Annotated in this window: 15 protein-coding genes; 9 read left to right on the top strand and 6 right to left on the bottom strand. The window is 66.9% G+C overall.

Translation table 11 applies throughout. The features are described 5' to 3' along the window. Positions 1 to 14: 14 nt before the first annotated feature. Positions 15 to 1529, top strand: a complete 1515-nt coding sequence (gene trpE, locus RJ527_17005; GenBank protein ID WND75719.1) for an anthranilate synthase component I — start codon at positions 15 to 17, stop codon at positions 1527 to 1529. Between the two features lies 1 nt (position 1530). Here trpE and RJ527_17010 read toward each other — a convergent pair whose 3' ends face one another. Then, positions 1531 to 2661, bottom strand: a complete 1131-nt coding sequence (locus RJ527_17010; GenBank protein ID WND75720.1) for a divergent polysaccharide deacetylase family protein — start codon at positions 2659 to 2661, stop codon at positions 1531 to 1533. Positions 2662 to 3031: 370 nt separating this feature from the next. Between RJ527_17010 and RJ527_17015 the strand changes: the two genes are divergently transcribed. The 6 genes from RJ527_17015 (at position 3032) to lexA (ending at position 8170) form a co-directional block, all read left to right on the top strand. Beyond that, positions 3032 to 3616, top strand: coding sequence for an aminodeoxychorismate/anthranilate synthase component II (locus RJ527_17015; GenBank protein ID WND75721.1), 585 nt, complete (start codon positions 3032 to 3034; stop codon positions 3614 to 3616). Further along, a complete protein-coding gene (gene trpD / locus RJ527_17020) occupies positions 3613 to 4635 on the top strand; it encodes an anthranilate phosphoribosyltransferase (GenBank protein WND75722.1) in 1023 nt (340 codons plus the stop codon). The genes RJ527_17015 and trpD overlap by 4 nt, the downstream gene beginning before the upstream one ends. A gap of 1 nt (position 4636) precedes the next feature. Next, a complete protein-coding gene (gene trpC, locus RJ527_17025) occupies positions 4637 to 5452 on the top strand; it encodes an indole-3-glycerol phosphate synthase TrpC (protein ID WND75723.1) in 816 nt (271 codons plus the stop codon). A 32-nt stretch (positions 5453 to 5484) separates the two neighbouring features. Beyond that, on the top strand, positions 5485 to 5964 hold the full coding sequence (gene moaC / locus RJ527_17030) for a cyclic pyranopterin monophosphate synthase MoaC (GenBank protein WND75724.1): 480 nt from the start codon (positions 5485 to 5487) through the stop codon (positions 5962 to 5964). Between the two features lie 20 nt (positions 5965 to 5984). Then, entirely contained in the window at positions 5985 to 7199 is a 1215-nt protein-coding gene (locus tag RJ527_17035) for a molybdopterin molybdotransferase MoeA (GenBank protein WND75725.1), read from the top strand. 248 nt (positions 7200 to 7447) lie between these two features. After that, positions 7448 to 8170 (top strand): transcriptional repressor LexA, encoded by a 723-nt coding sequence (gene lexA, locus RJ527_17040; GenBank protein WND75726.1) that lies wholly within the window; start codon positions 7448 to 7450, stop codon positions 8168 to 8170. A 4-nt stretch (positions 8171 to 8174) separates the two neighbouring features. On the opposite strand, the gene RJ527_17045 is transcribed toward lexA, so the two are convergent. Continuing rightward, positions 8175 to 10316: a ComEC/Rec2 family competence protein gene (locus RJ527_17045; protein ID WND75727.1), complete on the bottom strand. Its 2142-nt coding sequence runs from the start codon at positions 10314 to 10316 to the stop codon at positions 8175 to 8177. A 146-nt stretch (positions 10317 to 10462) separates the two neighbouring features. Here RJ527_17045 and gltX point away from each other — a divergent pair, with 146 nt between their 5' ends. Next, positions 10463 to 11884: a glutamate--tRNA ligase gene (gene gltX, locus RJ527_17050; protein ID WND75728.1), complete on the top strand. Its 1422-nt coding sequence runs from the start codon at positions 10463 to 10465 to the stop codon at positions 11882 to 11884. A 95-nt stretch (positions 11885 to 11979) separates the two neighbouring features. Continuing rightward, positions 11980 to 13293 (top strand): citrate synthase, encoded by a 1314-nt coding sequence (gene gltA, locus RJ527_17055; protein ID WND75729.1) that lies wholly within the window; start codon positions 11980 to 11982, stop codon positions 13291 to 13293. A 68-nt stretch (positions 13294 to 13361) separates the two neighbouring features. Here gltA and lpxB read toward each other — a convergent pair whose 3' ends face one another. Genes lpxB through fabZ form a run of 4 tightly spaced genes read right to left on the bottom strand, consistent with a single transcriptional unit; the run spans position 13362 to position 16633 of the window. Then, entirely contained in the window at positions 13362 to 14543 is a 1182-nt protein-coding gene (gene lpxB, locus RJ527_17060) for a lipid-A-disaccharide synthase (protein ID WND75730.1), read from the bottom strand. Continuing rightward, complete coding sequence (gene lpxI, locus RJ527_17065) at positions 14540 to 15370, bottom strand: UDP-2,3-diacylglucosamine diphosphatase LpxI (GenBank protein ID WND75731.1); 831 nt, start codon at positions 15368 to 15370, stop codon at positions 14540 to 14542. The genes lpxB and lpxI overlap by 4 nt, the downstream gene beginning before the upstream one ends. Position 15371: 1 nt before the next feature. Then, positions 15372 to 16172 carry an acyl-ACP--UDP-N-acetylglucosamine O-acyltransferase gene (gene lpxA, locus RJ527_17070; protein ID WND75732.1) on the bottom strand — a complete coding sequence of 267 codons (801 nt, stop codon included), beginning with the start codon at positions 16170 to 16172 and terminating at the stop codon, positions 15372 to 15374. Then, positions 16169 to 16633 (bottom strand): 3-hydroxyacyl-ACP dehydratase FabZ, encoded by a 465-nt coding sequence (fabZ, locus tag RJ527_17075; GenBank protein ID WND75733.1) that lies wholly within the window; start codon positions 16631 to 16633, stop codon positions 16169 to 16171. The genes lpxA and fabZ overlap by 4 nt, the downstream gene beginning before the upstream one ends. Between the last annotated feature and the right edge of the window lie 4 nt (positions 16634 to 16637).

Genomic DNA, 16637 nt, shown 5'->3' on the forward strand with positions numbered 1-16637 from the left:
GGACGCGCGGACCCATGAAGATCGAACCCGCATTTGACGGCTTCGCCGCGGCCTACGGGCGCGGGGAACCGCAGGTTCTCTGGACGTCGCTGGTCGCGGATGTGGAAACGCCCGTGTCGGCGTTCCTCAAGCTGGCGCGCGGCAAGCCCTACAGCTTCGTTCTCGAGAGCGTCGAGGGCGGCGCCGTGCGCGGCCGCTATTCGTTCATCGGACTGGAGCCGGACCTAATCTGGCGCTGCCAGGGCAATACGGCCGAGATCAACCGCGACGCCCTGGACGACCTGGAGGCCTTCGCCCCCTGCCCGGTCGCCGAGACCGAGGGGGCCATCGCGTCGCTGCGCGCGCTGGTCGCGGAATCCCGTATCGACCTGCCGGACGGCCTGCCGCCCATGAGCGCCGGGCTGGTCGGCTATGCCGCCTACGATACGGTGCGTCTGGTCGAAGACATTCCCGACGGCAACCCGGACACCCTGGGCATCCCCGACGGCGTGTTCATCCGGCCGACCGTGATGGCCGTGTTCGACACCATCAAGGACGTGATTTCCGTGTTCACGCCCGTCTGGCCCCGGGACGGCGTGGATGCGCAGAACGCCTACGGCATCGCCGTGGAGCGGCTGCGCCGCATCGTCGGTGATTTCGACACCCCCCTGCCCGAGGCCGCGCGTGCCCACCCGGAAAGCGACGTGCCGGATCTTGCCCCCGCGTCCAACATGACCCAGGGCGAATTCCACGCCATGGTGGAAAAGGGCAAGGAATACATCAAGGCCGGCGACGTGTTTCAGGTCGTCCTGTCACAGCGTTTTTCCGTGCCTTTCCCCTATCCGCCGTTCGCCCTTTACCGCGCCCTTCGGCGGCTCAACCCCTCGCCGTTCCTGTTCTTCCTGGATTTCGGCGGCTTCGCCATCGTCGGCTCGAGCCCGGAAATCCTGGTCCGCGTGCGCGAGGGCAAGGTCACCATCCGGCCGATCGCCGGCACCCGGCGGCGCGGCAAGGACGCGGCCGAGGACCAGGAACTGGCCAACGACCTTTTGACCGATCCCAAGGAACTGGCCGAACACCTGATGCTGCTGGACCTGGGCCGCAACGACGTCGGCCGGGTGGCGGAAACGGGCACGGTGACGGTGACCGAACAGTTCAATATCGAGAATTATTCCCACGTCATGCACATCGTCTCCAACGTGGAAGGCAGGCTGAAGCCGGAACTGGACGCGCTGGACGCCCTGTATGCGGGCTTTCCGGCGGGCACCGTGTCCGGCGCGCCCAAGGTCCGTGCCATGGAGATCATCGACGAGTTGGAAAACGTGCGGCGCGGGGTCTATGCCGGCTGCATCGGCTATTTCGGCGCCGACGGCGACATGGACAGCTGCATCGCGCTGCGCACGGCCGTGGTCAAGGACGACACCATGTACGTCCAGGCCGGCGGCGGCGTGGTCCATGATTCCAGCCCCGAGGGCGAATACCAGGAAAGCATCAACAAATCCCGGGCCCTGATCCGCGCCGCCGAAGAAGCCGTGAAGTTCGCGGGATAGCCTAGCCGGAGGTCCCCGGCAGGCCTGTCTGGGCCGCCGACGGCTTGTGCAGCACCCTGGACACCCCGACCAGTTCGAACCCGTCCGCCTGAACCTTGGTCAGCCAAGTCTTCAGCGCGCGCAGGGTGATGTCGCGGGGATGGGCGATGGCGATGGCGATGCCGCGCTTGCGGGCCTCCGCCTCGACCTTGGCCAACTGTTTGTGGACGAAGGCCTCGTCGTCCTTGTGGTCGATGAACACGTCGCGGGTGGCGAAGGGCACCCCGGCCTCGCGCGCGGTCCTGGCGCCGACACTGTCGCGGCTGGTCACGGAATCCAGGAAAAACAGCCCGCGCGCCTTCAATTCGCCCATGACCACGCGCATGCCCGCAAGATCGCGGGTAAAGCGGCTGCCCATGTGGTTGTTGATGCCCTGGTAGCCGGTCATCTGTTCCAGGTTCCAGCGCAGATTGGCCAGCAATTCGGCCTCCGGCGTGCCGGTCAGCAGCACGTTGGGGCCGGGATCGGCTTCCGAGCTTTCCGGCTCCATGGCGACGTGGAGCATGATCTCGTGGCCCAGGGCGGTGGCCTCGGCCGCCTGCTTCTTCAGGTCGCGGGCATAGGGCAGGAACGACAGGGTCACCTTGGCCGGCAGTTTCATGGCGCGGGCCGAACGCCGCTGATCGACGCCCATGTCGTCGATCACGATGGCGATCATCGGCTTGGCGGCAAGCGGCGGCGGTGCGGCCTTGGGCAGCGGCGTCATGGCGGCGGCATCGGGGGCTTGCGGCTGTTCGGCGGCGCCTGGCGGGGTTTCGGGAAGCGCCGGCGCGGCCGGTTCCGGCCCCTCGACCCGGGCAATGGGCAGCGTAGGATAGCTGTCCGGCACGGGCACGGTTTCTGGCGCCGCCATCTCCGGCGCCGTCGCGGATTGCGTCACATGGCGGGGGGGCGGGGCCACGATCTCCGCGACCTGGCCCTGCTGCGCGGACGGATACCGAACGGTGGCCGGCGTGTCTTTGTGGCCGCCGCCGGACAGCATGACCACGACCAACACCAGAACCGCGCCCGCCAGGGCGCCCCCCAGCGCCGCGAGACGCACCGCAGGGTCCTTGATCGCCGTCTTGAATAGTCCGCTGGGCTGTTCCGTCATGGCTTTCACTTGAAGTTACGTCACGCCCGTTCTTGATCCGTGCTGGTACTCCTCCGCCCCCCGGGCCGTCAAGGTGGCGCGCGCGCCCGGATCGCCGAAATCCGCCGGTCCCGCCCCGCCGCCCGCCGATCCCCGGGTGTCCGCGACCTAAGGTCACGCCGCTGCGCTTGGTGCGATAACCCGCATGAATTGTTGACGACGGACGCCCGTAAAAAGCCCTGGCCAGGCGGCCGAACTCTACCGATATATGCTGTTCCACGGGGGCTAATGTCCTTGACCCGCGGCGACGCCAAGGGGCATTGTGGCGCCCGATTTACGGCTCCTGTCCGGCATTCCGCCGGCATGTCAGAAACCATGTCCAAGGTGTTGAATGTTTGTCCTTATCGACAATTACGACAGCTTCACGTTCAACCTGTGGCACTACCTGGGTGAACTGGGCGCCGAGGTCACCGTTCACCGCAACGACGTGGTGACGCCGGCAGACGTTCTCGCCCTCAAGCCGCAGGGCATCGTGATCTCTCCCGGGCCCTGCGATCCCGACAAGGCGGGCATCTGCCTGGACCTGATCGCCGCCGCCGCCGGCAAGGTGCCGATCCTGGGCGTATGCCTGGGCCATCAGTGCATCGGCCAGGCGTTCGGGGCCAAGATCGTGCTGGCGCCCAAGCCCATGCACGGCAAGGTGTCGACCATCACCCATGACGGCACCGGCGTGTTCGCCGGGATCGACAGCCCGTTCACGGCGACCCGCTACCATTCCCTGACCATCGACCCGGCGACGGTGCCCGACTGCCTGCGCGTCACCGCCCGCAGCGAGGACGACGTGATCCAGGGCATCGCCCACCGCGACATGCCGATCTACGGCGTTCAGTTCCATCCGGAAAGCATCGCGTCCGAGAACGGCCACACGCTGCTGCGGAACTTCATCGGCATGACCGGCGCCAAGGCCGCGGCATGAGCGACGCGCTCAAACCTTTCCTGGCCAAGGCCGCCGACGGCACGGCGCTGACCGCCCGGGAGGCGGAGGACGCGTTCACCGTCATCATGTCGGGCGAGGCCACCTCGGCGCAGATCGCGGGGCTTCTCATGGCGCTTCGCGTGCGTGGCGAAACCGTCGACGAAATCACCGGCGCGGTGCGCGCCATGCGCGCCAAGATGCTGCCCGTCACGGCCCCCGCCGGGGCCATCGACGTGGTCGGCACGGGCGGCGACGGCTCGGGCACCTACAACGTGTCGACCGGCGCGGCCCTGGTCGTCGCCGGCTGTGGCGTGCCCGTGGCCAAGCACGGCAATCGGGCGCTGTCGTCGAAGTCCGGCGCGGCGGACGTGCTGACCACGTTGGGCGTCAACCTGGACGCGGATTTGCCGCTGGTTGAGCGGGCGATTGCGGAGGCCGGGATCGGATTCCTGATGGCGCCCCGTCACCACACGGCCATGAAACACGTCATGCCGGCGCGGGTCGAAATGGGTATCCGCACGATCTTCAACATCCTGGGCCCCCTGTCCAACCCGGCCGGGGTCAAACGCCAGTTCACCGGCGTGTTCGCCCGTCAATGGGTCGAGCCGCTCGCCCAGGTCCTGAAAAACCTGGGATCGGAAGCCTGCTGGGTGGTGCATGGCGAGGACGGCCTGGACGAGCTGACGACCACGGGACCGTCGTTCGTCGCCCAGTTGAAGGACGGCGCCGTTACGACCTTCACCGTGACGCCCGCCGACGCGGGCCTGCCGACGGCCAGGCCCGAAGACCTCAAGGGCGGCTCGCCCGCGGTTAATGCCCAGGCGATCCGCGACCTTGTCGCGGGCCAAAAGGGCCCCTACCGTGATATCGTGCTGTTCAACGCGGCGGCGGCGCTGGTCGTCGCGGGCAAGGTGGACGACCTGGCGTCGGGCGTGGCCAAGGCGGCGCAGGCCATTGACGGCGGGGCGGCGGCACAGGCCCTGGACCGATTGGTCGCCATCACAAACGGGGGGACATGAGATGGCTGAAAAACCCGTCAACGTGTTGGATAAGATCATCGCCGACAAGCGCGCCCACGTGCTCGCGCAGAAGAATAACGTCAGTCTGCAAGACCTTAAAAAACAAGCGCATGAGCAATCGGCGCCACGCCGGTTCTTGCATGCCTTGCGGCATGCGTCGCGAAGCGGTTTCGGGCTGATCGCCGAGATCAAGAAGGCCTCGCCCTCGCAGGGCGTGATCCGTGCCGATTTCGACCCGCCCGCCCTGGCCCGTGCCTACGAAGCCGGCGGGGCGACCTGCCTGTCCGTGCTGACGGACGAGCCCTATTTCCAGGGCCGGCCCGAATACCTGATGGCCGCGCGGGCGGCCTGCGCCCTGCCCGTGCTGCGCAAGGATTTCATGATCGACACCTATCAGGTGGTCGAAGCCCGGGCCATGGGGGCGGATTGCATTCTGCTGATCATGGCGGCGCTCGACGACGCGACGGCCCGGGATCTGGAACATTGCGCCTTCGACCTGGGCATGGACGTGCTGATCGAGGTTCACGACACGGCCGAGCTTGACCGGGCGCTGCGCCTGCAAAGCCCCTTGATCGGCATCAACAACCGTGACCTGACGACCCTCAAGGTGTCTCTGGAAACCACGGAACGCCTGGCCCGCGGCGTGCCCGACGACCGCGTCCTGGTCAGCGAAAGCGGGCTGAATTCCGGGGCCGATCTGAAACGCATGGCGACCGCCGGGGCGCGCTGCTTTCTGATCGGTGAATCCCTGATGCGTCAGGACGACGTCGAAAGCGCCACGCGCACCCTGCTGTCGACCGCGCGGGCGGCGGCCTGAGGCCAAGCATCAAGCATAAGGACAACGCGGGCATGGCCGACGATTTCACCCATCTGGACGCCGAGGGCAACGCCGTCATGGTCGACGTCTCGGCCAAGGACGCGACGGAACGCACCGCCACGGCCAAGGGCAGCGTCATCATGGCGCCGGAAACGCTTCAGCACATCCTCGACCGGGGCGTCAAGAAGGGCGACGTGCTGTCGGTGGCGCAATTGGCCGGCATCATGGCCGCCAAGCGCACGCCGGACCTGATTCCGCTCTGCCATCCCCTGATGCTGACCTCGGTCAAGGTCGATCTGACCTGCGACCCCGCGCGTCATGCCGTGGATATCCAGGCGACCTGCCGCCTGACCGGCCAGACGGGGGTCGAGATGGAGGCCCTGACGGCGGTCACCGTCGCGGCGCTCACGGTCTATGACATGTGCAAGGCCGTCGACCGCGGCATGCGCATCGAGGACGTGCGCCTGACCCACAAATCCGGCGGCAAGTCCGGCACCTTCGATGCTGCCTAGCCCCTAGGAACCCCGCCGCCATGCTGTCCGTCATCGACGCCCTGGAAAAAGTCTCCGCCGGATGCGGCCTGCTGCCGGCGGAACAGGTCTCGCTGGATGCCGCCCTCGGCCGGGTGCTGGCGCGGGACGTGGCCTCGACCCTGACCCATCCGCCGACCGCCGTCTCGGCCATGGACGGCTATGCCGTGCGCTGGGACGATCTGGCGGCCATTCCGGCCGATCTGACGGTGATCGGCGAGGCCGCCGCCGGGCATGTCTTCTCCGGCGCCCTCGCCCCCGGTCAGGCGGCCCGCATCTTCACCGGCGGCGCTCTGCCCGAGGGGGCCGACACCATCGTCATCCAGGAAGACACGGAACGCCACGGCGACAGCGTGCGGGTCACCGAAAAACCCGCTGAAAAGGGCGAGTTCGTGCGCCCGGCGGGGCTTGATTTCAAGGAAGGCGAGGTGCTGTTGCGCGCCGGGCAGATCGTCACCGCCCGCGGCGTCGGCCTGGCCGCCGCCATGAACGTGCCCTGGCTGATGGTGCGCCGGCGTCCCCGCGTCGCCTTCGTCGCCACCGGCGACGAGGTGGTGATGCCGGGCCAGCCCGTCGGCCCCGGCCAGATCATTTCCTCCAACAGTCTCGCCCTCGCGGCCTATGTCACCGCCATGGGCGGCGACCCCGTAAGCCTGGGCATCGCCCGCGACACCCCGGAAAGCCTGGCGGAAACGCTGGCGGGGGCGCGCGGCGCGGATTTGCTGGTGACCATGGGCGGGGCATCGGTCGGCGACCACGACCTGGTGCGCCAGGTGCTGGGCGGGCGCGGGTTCGAACTGGATTTCTACAAGATCGCCATGCGCCCGGGAAAACCGCTGATTTTCGGGCATATCGACGGCACGCCCATGCTGGGATTACCGGGCAATCCGGTGTCCACCGGCGTGACCAGCGCCCTGTTCCTGCGCGCCGCCGTCGCCAAGATGCTGGGGCTGGCGGACGAACGGACGGAATCCACCGCCGTGCTGGGCGCCGATCTGCCCGCCAACGGCAAGCGCGAGGACTACATGCGGGCCAGCCTGGACACCGCCGCCGACGGCCGCGCCGTGGCGACCGCCTTTCCCCGCCAGGACAGCGCCATGCTGGCCGCCTTCACCAAGGCCGACTGCCTGATCATCCGCGACGTCGGCGCCCCGCCCGCCAAGGCCGGGGATTTGGTGCGGATCCTGCCCCTCGGCTTCGGCGCCCTGCGCTTCTAAACGCCCCGGCATCCGCCCGCCGGGCGAAAATTCATCGACCAATCCGATTCAAAGTTGACACGATACGTGAACTAAAGTAGAACATATGGTGTATATTCAAGTTGCATCATATTGTTCGTGGTTGTATTCCCGCGAAACATTGGATGAAACAAGGCAAGGGTCTGGATGGTGTCGGCGGTCGCGGGCTTTGTTCCGCATTTGATCCCGAATGATCCCGAACCATCGGCGGCCAAAGGGGCGGAGACAGCATGCTCACCAAAAAGCAGTACCAACTTCTCGTATTCATCGACAAAAAGCTCAATGAATCCGGCGTGTCTCCGTCGTTCGAGGAGATGAAGGAAGCCCTCGACCTGCGCTCCAAGTCGGGCATTCACCGGCTCATCACGGGGTTGGAGGAGCGGGGCTTCATCCGCCGCCTGCCCCACCGCGCGCGGGCTCTCGAGGTTCTGCGTCTGCCGGAGAACATGGACAGTGGTCAACCCGCGCCCCGCCCCGCCCCGGCGCCGGCCCCCACCAACGTCATTCCCGGCCGCTTCGGCAGCGGCCCCGTGGCGCTGTCGGGCGGCGGCGACGTCGGCAAGCCCGGCGAGGCCGTGTCCCTGCCCCTTTATGGGCGCATCGCCGCCGGCACACCGATCGAGGCATTGCGCGATCATTCCAACGCGGTGGACGTGCCGCCCTCCATGCTGGGCGGCGGTGAACACTACGCGCTGGAGGTCGACGGCGATTCCATGATCGAGGCCGGCATCCACGACGGCGACACGGTCATCATCAAGCGCACCAACACGGCGGACAACGGGGCCATCGTGGTGGCGCTGGTCGAGGGCTCGGAAGTCACCCTGAAGCGGCTGCGCCGCAAGGGCGCCTCCATCGCGCTGGAGCCCGCCAACAAGGCCTATGAAACCCGCATCTTCGGCCCCGATCAGGTCGAGGTTCAGGGCTGTCTCGTCGGCCTCATGCGCAAGTACTGATCCCTCATTCCCCGTCCGCCCGTTTGCGCCGCGGGCGCACCACCCAGGGACGCGCGCCCCGCCCGTCATTGACGGCCTGAATCTCGATCGCCGGCCCCAGGGTGATGCTGTGCGCCCCCTTGGCCCGGAGATCGAACAGGTCGATCACCCGCGCGCCCGTGCCCCCCGTTCCCTCACAGGCCCGCCCGGCCGGAACCAGGGCGATCACCAGATCGGCGCGGCCGCAATCCTCGGCCAGGGCGGCGCGGGTTTCGGCGAGAACCACCCGCCAGCCGGCGCGGGTCAAAACGCAGCCGACACCGTCACAGCGCAGCCCCTCCTGCCGGGGGCGGCCATATCCCCCGTCGCGCGTCCATTGCATGGCCTCATCGGCACGGAATCCCGCATGTTCCAGCCAGTTCTCCCGGGTGAACCGGCCGTGGCGCAGGGAGGAAAACAGATATCCGTTTTCGCCGCGCACGGCGGCCAGGTCGCCCTCACCCGAAACGATGAGGTCCGGCGGCACCACCCGGGCATTGGCGGCGGCGAACAGGAGGATTCCGGCCAACCCGGCCAGACGCAGCCGTCCGCGCAGGACGCAGAGCCACAAACCGCCGAGCGCCAGCCCCGTCAACGCCCAGGCCGGGGCCGAGGGCAGGATTTCCGTGGCCTCGGGCAGGCCCGCGACCCAGTCGGCGGTGCGGATTACCTGCTCCGTGCCCCAGCCCATGGGGGTGAGCGCCAGCTTTTCCCAACCGAACGGTAGCAGCAGAAACGACAGCATGGCCGCCGGCATGACCCAAAGGGCCGTCACCGGCACGGCGATCAGATTGGCCAGGAGCCCGAACTTGGCGACTTGATTGAAGTGGTAGAGCACGAAGGGCGCCGTCGCCAGACTGGCGACCAGGGTGGTGAAGGCGACGCCCGCCGCGTAAAGGGCGATGCCCCGCCCTGCCCAGTGGGACGGATCGCCGTCCCGCCGCCAGACGCCCCGTTCGGCGGCGGCCTCGTAGGCCGCGACCAGGGCGATGGCGGCGGCGAAGGACATCTGGAAACTGGGGCCGAGCAGGCTTTCCGGCTGGATCAGCAGCACCACCGTCGCCCCCCAGGCCAACATGCGCAGCGAAATGCCCCGGCGGTCGACCATGACGGCGACCAGCACCATGGCCGCGATCAGGAAGGCCCGCTGGGTCGGCACCGTGGCGCCGGCCATCAGGGCGTATCCGAAGGCGGCAAGCAGGGCCAGAAGCGCCGCCGCCTTCTTGACCGGAAAGCGCTGGGCGAACGGCGGATACAGACTGAGCACCCGCCTGGCGCCGAAGAATACGATCCCCGCCGCCAGACCGATGTGCAGCCCGGAAATAGCCAGCAAATGGGCCAGCCCGGCATCGCGGAAGGCGTTCAGGACGGCATCCGGGATCAACGACCGATAGCCGGTGATCAATGCCGCCGCGACCGCCCCCGCGTCGCCCGGAACGGCGGCGGTCACGCGCATGGCCAGACGGACCCGCAGGTTCGACAGGTGAACGCGCCAATCGAACGGCCCCGGCGGCGGTCCGTCCAGCACCCGCGCCGCCCCCATGGAGAAGCCGACGGCACCGATGCCCGTGAAATAGGCATGGCGCTGAAAATCGAAACCGCCCGGCATCAAGGGCGGCGACGGCGCCGACAGGCGGCCACGCAGACGGATCCAGTCCCCGGCCTTGAGCGCCGGCTGCTGACCCCGCAGGCGGATGCGCACGCGTTCCGGCGTTTCCGGTTGCCCCAGGGCGGCGATGCGGACCCGGTCCAGAATCACCCGCGATCCCTGATGAAAGGGCTCGAACTCGACGATGCGGCCCTCGATCACCGTGGTGGGCGTCTCATGGGCCAGAAGCCGCCCGTCCAGGCCTTGCGTGCGCAGCGACGCGGCGGCGAAGCCGAGCGCGACGAAGGCCAGCCCCAGGGCAACGAGGAACGGCGCCCCGCCCACCCGGCGCAGCATGCCCGCGGCCAAGATCGCGCCCGCGAGAACCAGCGGCCCGGCGAACCAGACGGGCTCCTCCGCCATCTGGAAATAGGCGCCGATGCCGATCCCCATGCCGATCGGCAGGGTGAACGGCCAGCGCCCCCTGTTGGCCGCGGCGGCGGCGGCCAACTCGCTTTGAAACCAGTGTCTTAGGGACATGTCACCCTCGGCGCCCCCACGCCTGTCCATCCCCGGGTTTCGTGCCGGCACAAGGAATGCTGCGCCCGCACAGAAAGTATGCTATCCCTCCGGCGCCCCCCGTTAAAGTCCCGCATTCAGGGATACATAAGGACAAAAAGACAGCCATGACGGTCGTGACCCGCTTTGCCCCTTCTCCCACTGGTTATCTGCATATCGGCGGCGCGCGCACGGCCCTGTACAACTGGTTGTTCGCCAAGCATCACCAACGCCACGGCGACGGCGGCAAGTTCTATCTGCGGATCGAGGACACGGACCGCGCGCGTTCAACCCAGGCGGCGGTCGACGCCATCTACGCGGGCCTGGAATGGCTCGGCCTGGATTGGGACGGGGAGCCGATTTCCCAGTTCGAACGCGCGGACCAACACCGCGCCGCCGCCGAACGTCTGCTGGCCGAGGGCAAGGCCTACAAATGCTATTGCTCGCCCGAGGAACTGACCGTGATGCGCGAGATCGCGCGCAAGGAAGGCCGCCAGCGCATGTACGACGGCACCTGGCGCGACCGCGACCCGTCCGAGGCCCCCGCCGGCGTCGATCCGGTGATCCGCATGAAGGCGCCGCTGGAAGGCGAAACGGTGATCGACGACCTGGTCCAGGGCAAGGTGACCGTGGCCAACGCGCAGCTTGACGACATGGTGCTGCTGCGCGCCGACGGCACGCCGACCTACATGCTGGCCGTCGTCGTCGACGACCACGACATGGGCATCACCCATGTGATCCGCGGCGACGACCACCTGACCAACGCCTTCCGCCAGACGCAGCTGTATCTGGCGCTGGGTTGGGACATGCCGACCTTCGCCCATATTCCGCTGATCCACGGCCCGGACGGCGCCAAACTGTCCAAGCGCCATGGGGCGCTCGGCGTCGAAGCCTACCGCGACGACGGTTTCCTGCCCGAAGCCCTGCGCAACTATCTGCTGCGCCTGGGCTGGAGTCACGGCGACGACGAAATCATTTCCACGGACCAGGCAATCGAATGGTTCGGGCTGGAAAACGTCGGCAAATCGGCGGCCCGGTTCGACGTCACCAAACTGACCAGCCTGAACGGTCACTACATTCGCGAGGCCGATAACGCCCGGCTGGTTGGCCTTGTCATGGAACGTTTACAGGCCGCCCATCCGGGAAGGCTTGCTAAAGAGGCTCAGGATCGGCTATTTAAAGGCATGGCTGGTTTGAAGGAACGCGCGAAAACAATTTCAGAACTATCTGAAAACGCTACCTTTTACGCCCTTCAACGCCCCATCCCCAAAACGGAAAAAGCGCAGCAGCAACTGGGCGCGGAGGGTACCGCCCTGCTCCGCGACCTGCGCCCGGTCCTGGACGCCGCCGAAACCTGGAGCGACGAAGCTCTGATGGCCGCCGCCAAGGGGTTCGGAGAAGCCGGCGGCCTTAAGCTCGGTGCCGTCGCACAGCCTGTCCGCGCCGCCCTCACGGGCAGCACGGTTTCACCGAGCGTATTCGAGATCATGGATGTATTGGGCCGTGAGGAAACTTTGGGGCGTCTCGACGACGCCCTGGCCGGCCTTTAACCCCGGACGACGCGTTAGAACCGCTACACCCCGCGGCATGCGCGCCGAGACGAACCGGAGACCCCTGTCTCCGCCGCCCATAAGGAGGGACACGTATGAGTGACACCAGCCACGGCAAGAATGCCACATTCACCCTGACGGACAACCGTGACGGCAAGGCCTATGAACTGCCGGTCATGGACGCCAGCGTCGGCCCCTCCGTCATCGACGTGCGAAAGCTCTACGCGGAGACGGATTGCTTCACCTACGACCCCGGCTTCACCTCGACCGGCAGCTGCGAGTCCAAGATCACCTACATCGACGGTGACGCCGGCATCCTGCTGTACCGTGGCATTCCGATCCAGGAACTGGCCGAACATTCCGACTTCATGGAAGTCTGCTATCTGCTGCTCTACGGCGAACTGCCGACGGGCCAGCAGAAGGACAAGTTCGAGAAGGACATCACCTACCACACGATGCTGCATGAGCAGATCGCCAACTTCTTCCGCGGGTTCCGGCGCGACGCCCACCCGATGGCGGTGATGTGCGGCGTGGTCGGCGCCTTGTCGGCCTTCTATCACGACTCGACCGACATCAACGACCCGCACCACCGGATGATCGCGTCCTATCGCCTGATCGCCAAGATGCCGACGATCGCCGCCTGGGCCTACAAATACGCCCTCGGCCAGCCGTTCATCTATCCCCGTAACGAGCTGAGCTTCGCGGAAAACTTCCTGCACATGATGTATGCGACGCCCTGCGAGGAGTACAAGGTCAGCCCCGTGCTGTCCCGCGCCATGGACCGCATCCTGACGCTTCACGCGGACCATGAGCAGAACGCCTCGACCTCGACCGTGCGTCTGGCCGGCTCGTCCGGCGCCAATCCCTTCGCCTGCATTTCGGCCGGGATCGCGTCCCTCTGGGGCCCCGCCCACGGCGGCGCCAACGAGGCCGTGCTGACCATGCTCGGCGAGATCGGTCACAAGGACAACATCAACGAATACATCAAGAAGGCCAAGGATAAGGACGACCCGTTCCGCCTGATGGGCTTCGGCCACCGCGTGTATAAGAACATGGACCCGCGGGCCAACGTCATGCGCGACTCGTGCCACGAAGTGCTTGAGGAATTGGGCATCAAGGACGAACCGCTGCTCGACCTGGCCATGGAACTGGAGCGTATCGCGTTGGAGGACGAATATTTCGTCAGCCGCAAGTTGTTCCCCAACGTCGACTTCTATTCGGGCATCATCTTCAAGGCCATGGGCATCCCGACCAGCATGTTCACCGTGCTGTTCGCCGTCGCCCGCACGGTCGGCTGGGTCGCCCAGTGGAACGAGATGATCGAGGACCCGAGCCAGAAGATCGGCCGTCCGCGCCAGCTCTACACCGGCTACACCGAACGGCCCTACGTGCCGATCGACAAGCGCTAAACCGCTGTATCGGCTGAATTAGCCGCCACTTTCAGCGAAGGGCCGTCCCCCGTGGGGCGGCCCTTTTGCTATGTCCGGTCGATGATGCCGGCGACCACGTCGGCCGCCGCCGCGGCCGGACCGTCGGCGGGACCATGCAACATGGCCATGGCCTGCTTGAAATGGCCCCGTTGCGTGGCACGCGCCGCCTGATCGCCGAGCAGGGCCCGCAAGGCCGGAACGATGCGTTCCGCCGTGCAATCGTCCTGAATGAATTCGGGCATGACCTCTTCGCCCAGAAGAATGCTCACCAGCCCGGCATGGGGGGTCCGGATCAGACGCCGGGCGATGGCGGCGGTCACGCCGGACACCTTGTAGGCGATCACGGTCGGCACATCGGCGGCGGCCAGTTCCAGGGTTACCGTGCCAGAGGCCGCCAATGCCGCGTCAGCGGCGGCGAAGGCCCGCCATTTTTCCTCATTTCCGGTAACCACAAGTGGATCGCCCGGCCAGCCACGTACGGCGGCGGCGATCCGATCCCCGTGGCGGGTCAGGGTCGGCACCACCACGCGCCCGCGCCAGCCGCCGGCCCACAGACGCGCCAGGGTCTCGCCGAACACGGGCAGCAGGCGATCCAATTCGCCGCCGCGCGACCCCGGCAACACGGCCAGAACCTGCATGTCGCCAGGAATACCGTGGCAGGCGCGGAAGTCGGCGGCGCGGTCCTCGCCCCCGGGCTGCGCCCCCGTCGATAGGACAATGGGATGGCCGATGAAGGTCGCGGCCAGGCCCTCGCGCTCGAAATAGGGCGGCTCGAACGGATAGAGACAGAGCATGTGATCGAGGAATTGGGCCACAGCCTTGGCCCGCTTCGGCCGCCACGCCCAGACCGTGGGCGCCACGTAATGCACGATGGGCAGGTCTGGCCTGATGGCCTTCACCTTCTTGGCCACGCGGAAGCAGAAATCCGGGGCATCGATGGTCACCAGAACGGCCGGGCTTTTGGCCAGAATGTCGGCGCGGGTTTCGGTCATGCGTTTCAGCAGCTGCGGCAGGCGCGGCACGACCTCGGCCAGGCCCATGACGGCCAGATCGTCCATGGCGAACAGGCTGTCGAGCCCTTCGTCGGCCATCAAGGGGCCGCCGACGCCCACAAAGCGGACGGCGCCGCCAAGACGGGTCTTGAGCGCTGCCATCAGCGATGCTCCCAGGGCGTCGCCGGACGCCTCACCGGCGATCAGGTAGACCAGCGGTGCCTCGGACGCCGTCATGCCGCTCCTCCACCCGTGTCCGCGTCCGTGAAGCCGTGAACGGCCAAACCGGCGGCATCGGCCCGGCGGATCATCTCGTCGCGGTCCAGGATCAGCGACCGCCCGGCCTCGACGGAAATCCCGCGCAGGCCCGAGGCCACGGCCTGATCCACGGTGTCGGGGCCGACGGCGGGCAGGTCCACACGTGGTTCCTGTCCCGGTTTCATGGCCTTCACGAGAATGCCGCCCCGTGCCTCGAGCCCGGCGGCGGCGATCATGGCTTCGGTGCCTTGCGGGCCTTCCCAGGCCACCACACGGCCACCGGCGGCAATCACCGCCTGTCCGGCATCGCGGCGGCCATGGGCGCGGGCGCCGGCGATCCCGACGGCAAGGTCGCCCGCCATTTCCCGCGACAATGCCTGCACGCCCAATGTCCCGGCGGGGGTCAGCAGGTCCGGCGCCAGATCGTGCGGGGCCAGGACCCGGAACCCTTCCTGTTCCTCAAGCGCCGTCAGAATGGCCGTCAGCAGTCCGTCATCGCCCTGGCCGAGAGCCTTGGTGCGGGCCAGGAACCGCGCCGACCACAGATCCGGGATCAGGTCGGCGGCCCGGGGCCGCCGCACGGCGCCGGACAGCACGATATCGGTGATGTCCAGGGATTTCAGGCGTTTGATAATGCCGCCCACGGCGCCCAGACGGAACGTCTCGACCTCTGTGTCGGCGAACCGGCCGGCGTCACCCTGCCCCTTCAGCGCGGCCACGAACACGGGCCGGCCGGCGGCATGGCAGCGTTGCACGAGAATCTCGGGCAGCAGACCCCCGCCCGCGATGATCCCAAGACGGTGCAAGCTAGGCCGCATCCTCCACCAAAGGCTGGCAGATGGAGCGCGAGGAATCGGAGCGGATGAACTCGACGATTTCCATGATCGGCTGGTTGTCGCCGAACAGTTCGGCGACATCGTCCAGGCGCTCGGCCATTGTGCCTTCCTGGGCGAAAATCAAACGATAGGCTTGGCGCAGGGCATGGATCGTTTCGCGGTCGAAACCACGGCGTTTCAGGCCGACCAGGTTCAGGCCCTCAAGCTTGGCCCGGTTGCCGGTGACCGAGCCGTAAGGGATCACGTCCTGGGTCACGCCGGTCATGCCGCCGATCATGGCGTGGCGGCCGATGCGCACGAACTGGTGGACCGCCGACAGGCCGCCGACGATGGCCCATTCCTCGATCGATACATGCCCCGCCAGGGTGGCGTTGTTGACCAGGATCACGTTGTCGGAAATCTGGCAGTCGTGGGCGACATGGGCGCCGACCATGAACAGACAGTTGTTGCCGACCGTGGTTTCCAGGCCGCCGCCTTCGGTGCCTGGGTTCATTGTCACGTGTTCGCGGATGATGTTGTTGGCGCCGATCACCAGGCGCGAGACCTCGCCCTTGAACTTCAGGTCCTGAGGCGCATGCCCCAGGGAGGCAAAGGGGAACACGCGGCTATGGGCGCCGACGCGGGTGTGTCCCTCGACCACGACGTGGGACAGCAGTTCGACGCCGTCCTCAAGCACCGCGTCGGGCCCGACAACGCAGAACGGGCCGATCTTGGCCCCGCTGCCGATCTCGGCGTCCGGATGGATCTGGGCCGTCGCGTGAATGTCGGTCATTTCTGTCTCACGATCATGGCCGCAAACACGGCCTCCGCCTTGGTGACGCCGTCGGCAACGGCCTTGCCCTTGAATTTCCACACGTCGCCCCGGTTCTGGATGCATTCGACATGAATATGCACGCAGTCGCCGGGCACCACGGGCTTGCGGAACCGGGCGTTTTCCACGGTCATGAAATACACCAGGGCGTCCTTGGCGTCAGTCAATCCGGCCATGACCAGCACGCCGGCCGTCTGCGCCATGGCCTCGACGATCAGCACGCCGGGCATGATGGGATGGCCGGGGAAATGGCCTTGGAAGAAGGGTTCGTTGATGGTCACGTTCTTGATGCCCGTGCCGCTCGTGCCGGGGATTGCATCGATGACCTTGTCGATCAAAAGAAACGGATACCGATGCGGGATCATTTCCATGATCCGGTTGATATCGATTTCCATGGTTTCCGTTCTTGCCTCGGAATCCATTGCC

Source organism: Thalassospiraceae bacterium LMO-SO8, assembly GCA_031655335.1.
In the GTDB taxonomy this organism is placed as follows: Bacteria; Pseudomonadota; Alphaproteobacteria; order Rhodospirillales; family Casp-alpha2; genus UBA1479.

Coding starts and splice junctions, on each gene's coding strand:
- RJ527_17035 (WND75725.1), top strand. CDS start 5,985: ATGCTGTCCGTCATCGACGCCCTGGAAAAAGTCTCCGCCGGATGCGGC.
- RJ527_17015 (WND75721.1), top strand. CDS start 3,032: ATGTTTGTCCTTATCGACAATTACGACAGCTTCACGTTCAACCTGTGG.
- lexA (WND75726.1), top strand. CDS start 7,448: ATGCTCACCAAAAAGCAGTACCAACTTCTCGTATTCATCGACAAAAAG.
- trpD (WND75722.1), top strand. CDS start 3,613: ATGAGCGACGCGCTCAAACCTTTCCTGGCCAAGGCCGCCGACGGCACG.
- gltA (WND75729.1), top strand. CDS start 11,980: ATGAGTGACACCAGCCACGGCAAGAATGCCACATTCACCCTGACGGAC.
- lpxB (WND75730.1), bottom strand. CDS start 14,543: ATGACGGCGTCCGAGGCACCGCTGGTCTACCTGATCGCCGGTGAGGCG.
- lpxA (WND75732.1), bottom strand. CDS start 16,172: ATGACCGACATTCACGCGACGGCCCAGATCCATCCGGACGCCGAGATC.
- gltX (WND75728.1), top strand. CDS start 10,463: ATGACGGTCGTGACCCGCTTTGCCCCTTCTCCCACTGGTTATCTGCAT.
- RJ527_17010 (WND75720.1), bottom strand. CDS start 2,661: ATGACGGAACAGCCCAGCGGACTATTCAAGACGGCGATCAAGGACCCT.
- moaC (WND75724.1), top strand. CDS start 5,485: ATGGCCGACGATTTCACCCATCTGGACGCCGAGGGCAACGCCGTCATG.
- RJ527_17045 (WND75727.1), bottom strand. CDS start 10,316: ATGTCCCTAAGACACTGGTTTCAAAGCGAGTTGGCCGCCGCCGCCGCG.
- trpC (WND75723.1), top strand. CDS start 4,637: ATGGCTGAAAAACCCGTCAACGTGTTGGATAAGATCATCGCCGACAAG.
- trpE (WND75719.1), top strand. CDS start 15: ATGAAGATCGAACCCGCATTTGACGGCTTCGCCGCGGCCTACGGGCGC.
- fabZ (WND75733.1), bottom strand. CDS start 16,633: ATGGATTCCGAGGCAAGAACGGAAACCATGGAAATCGATATCAACCGG.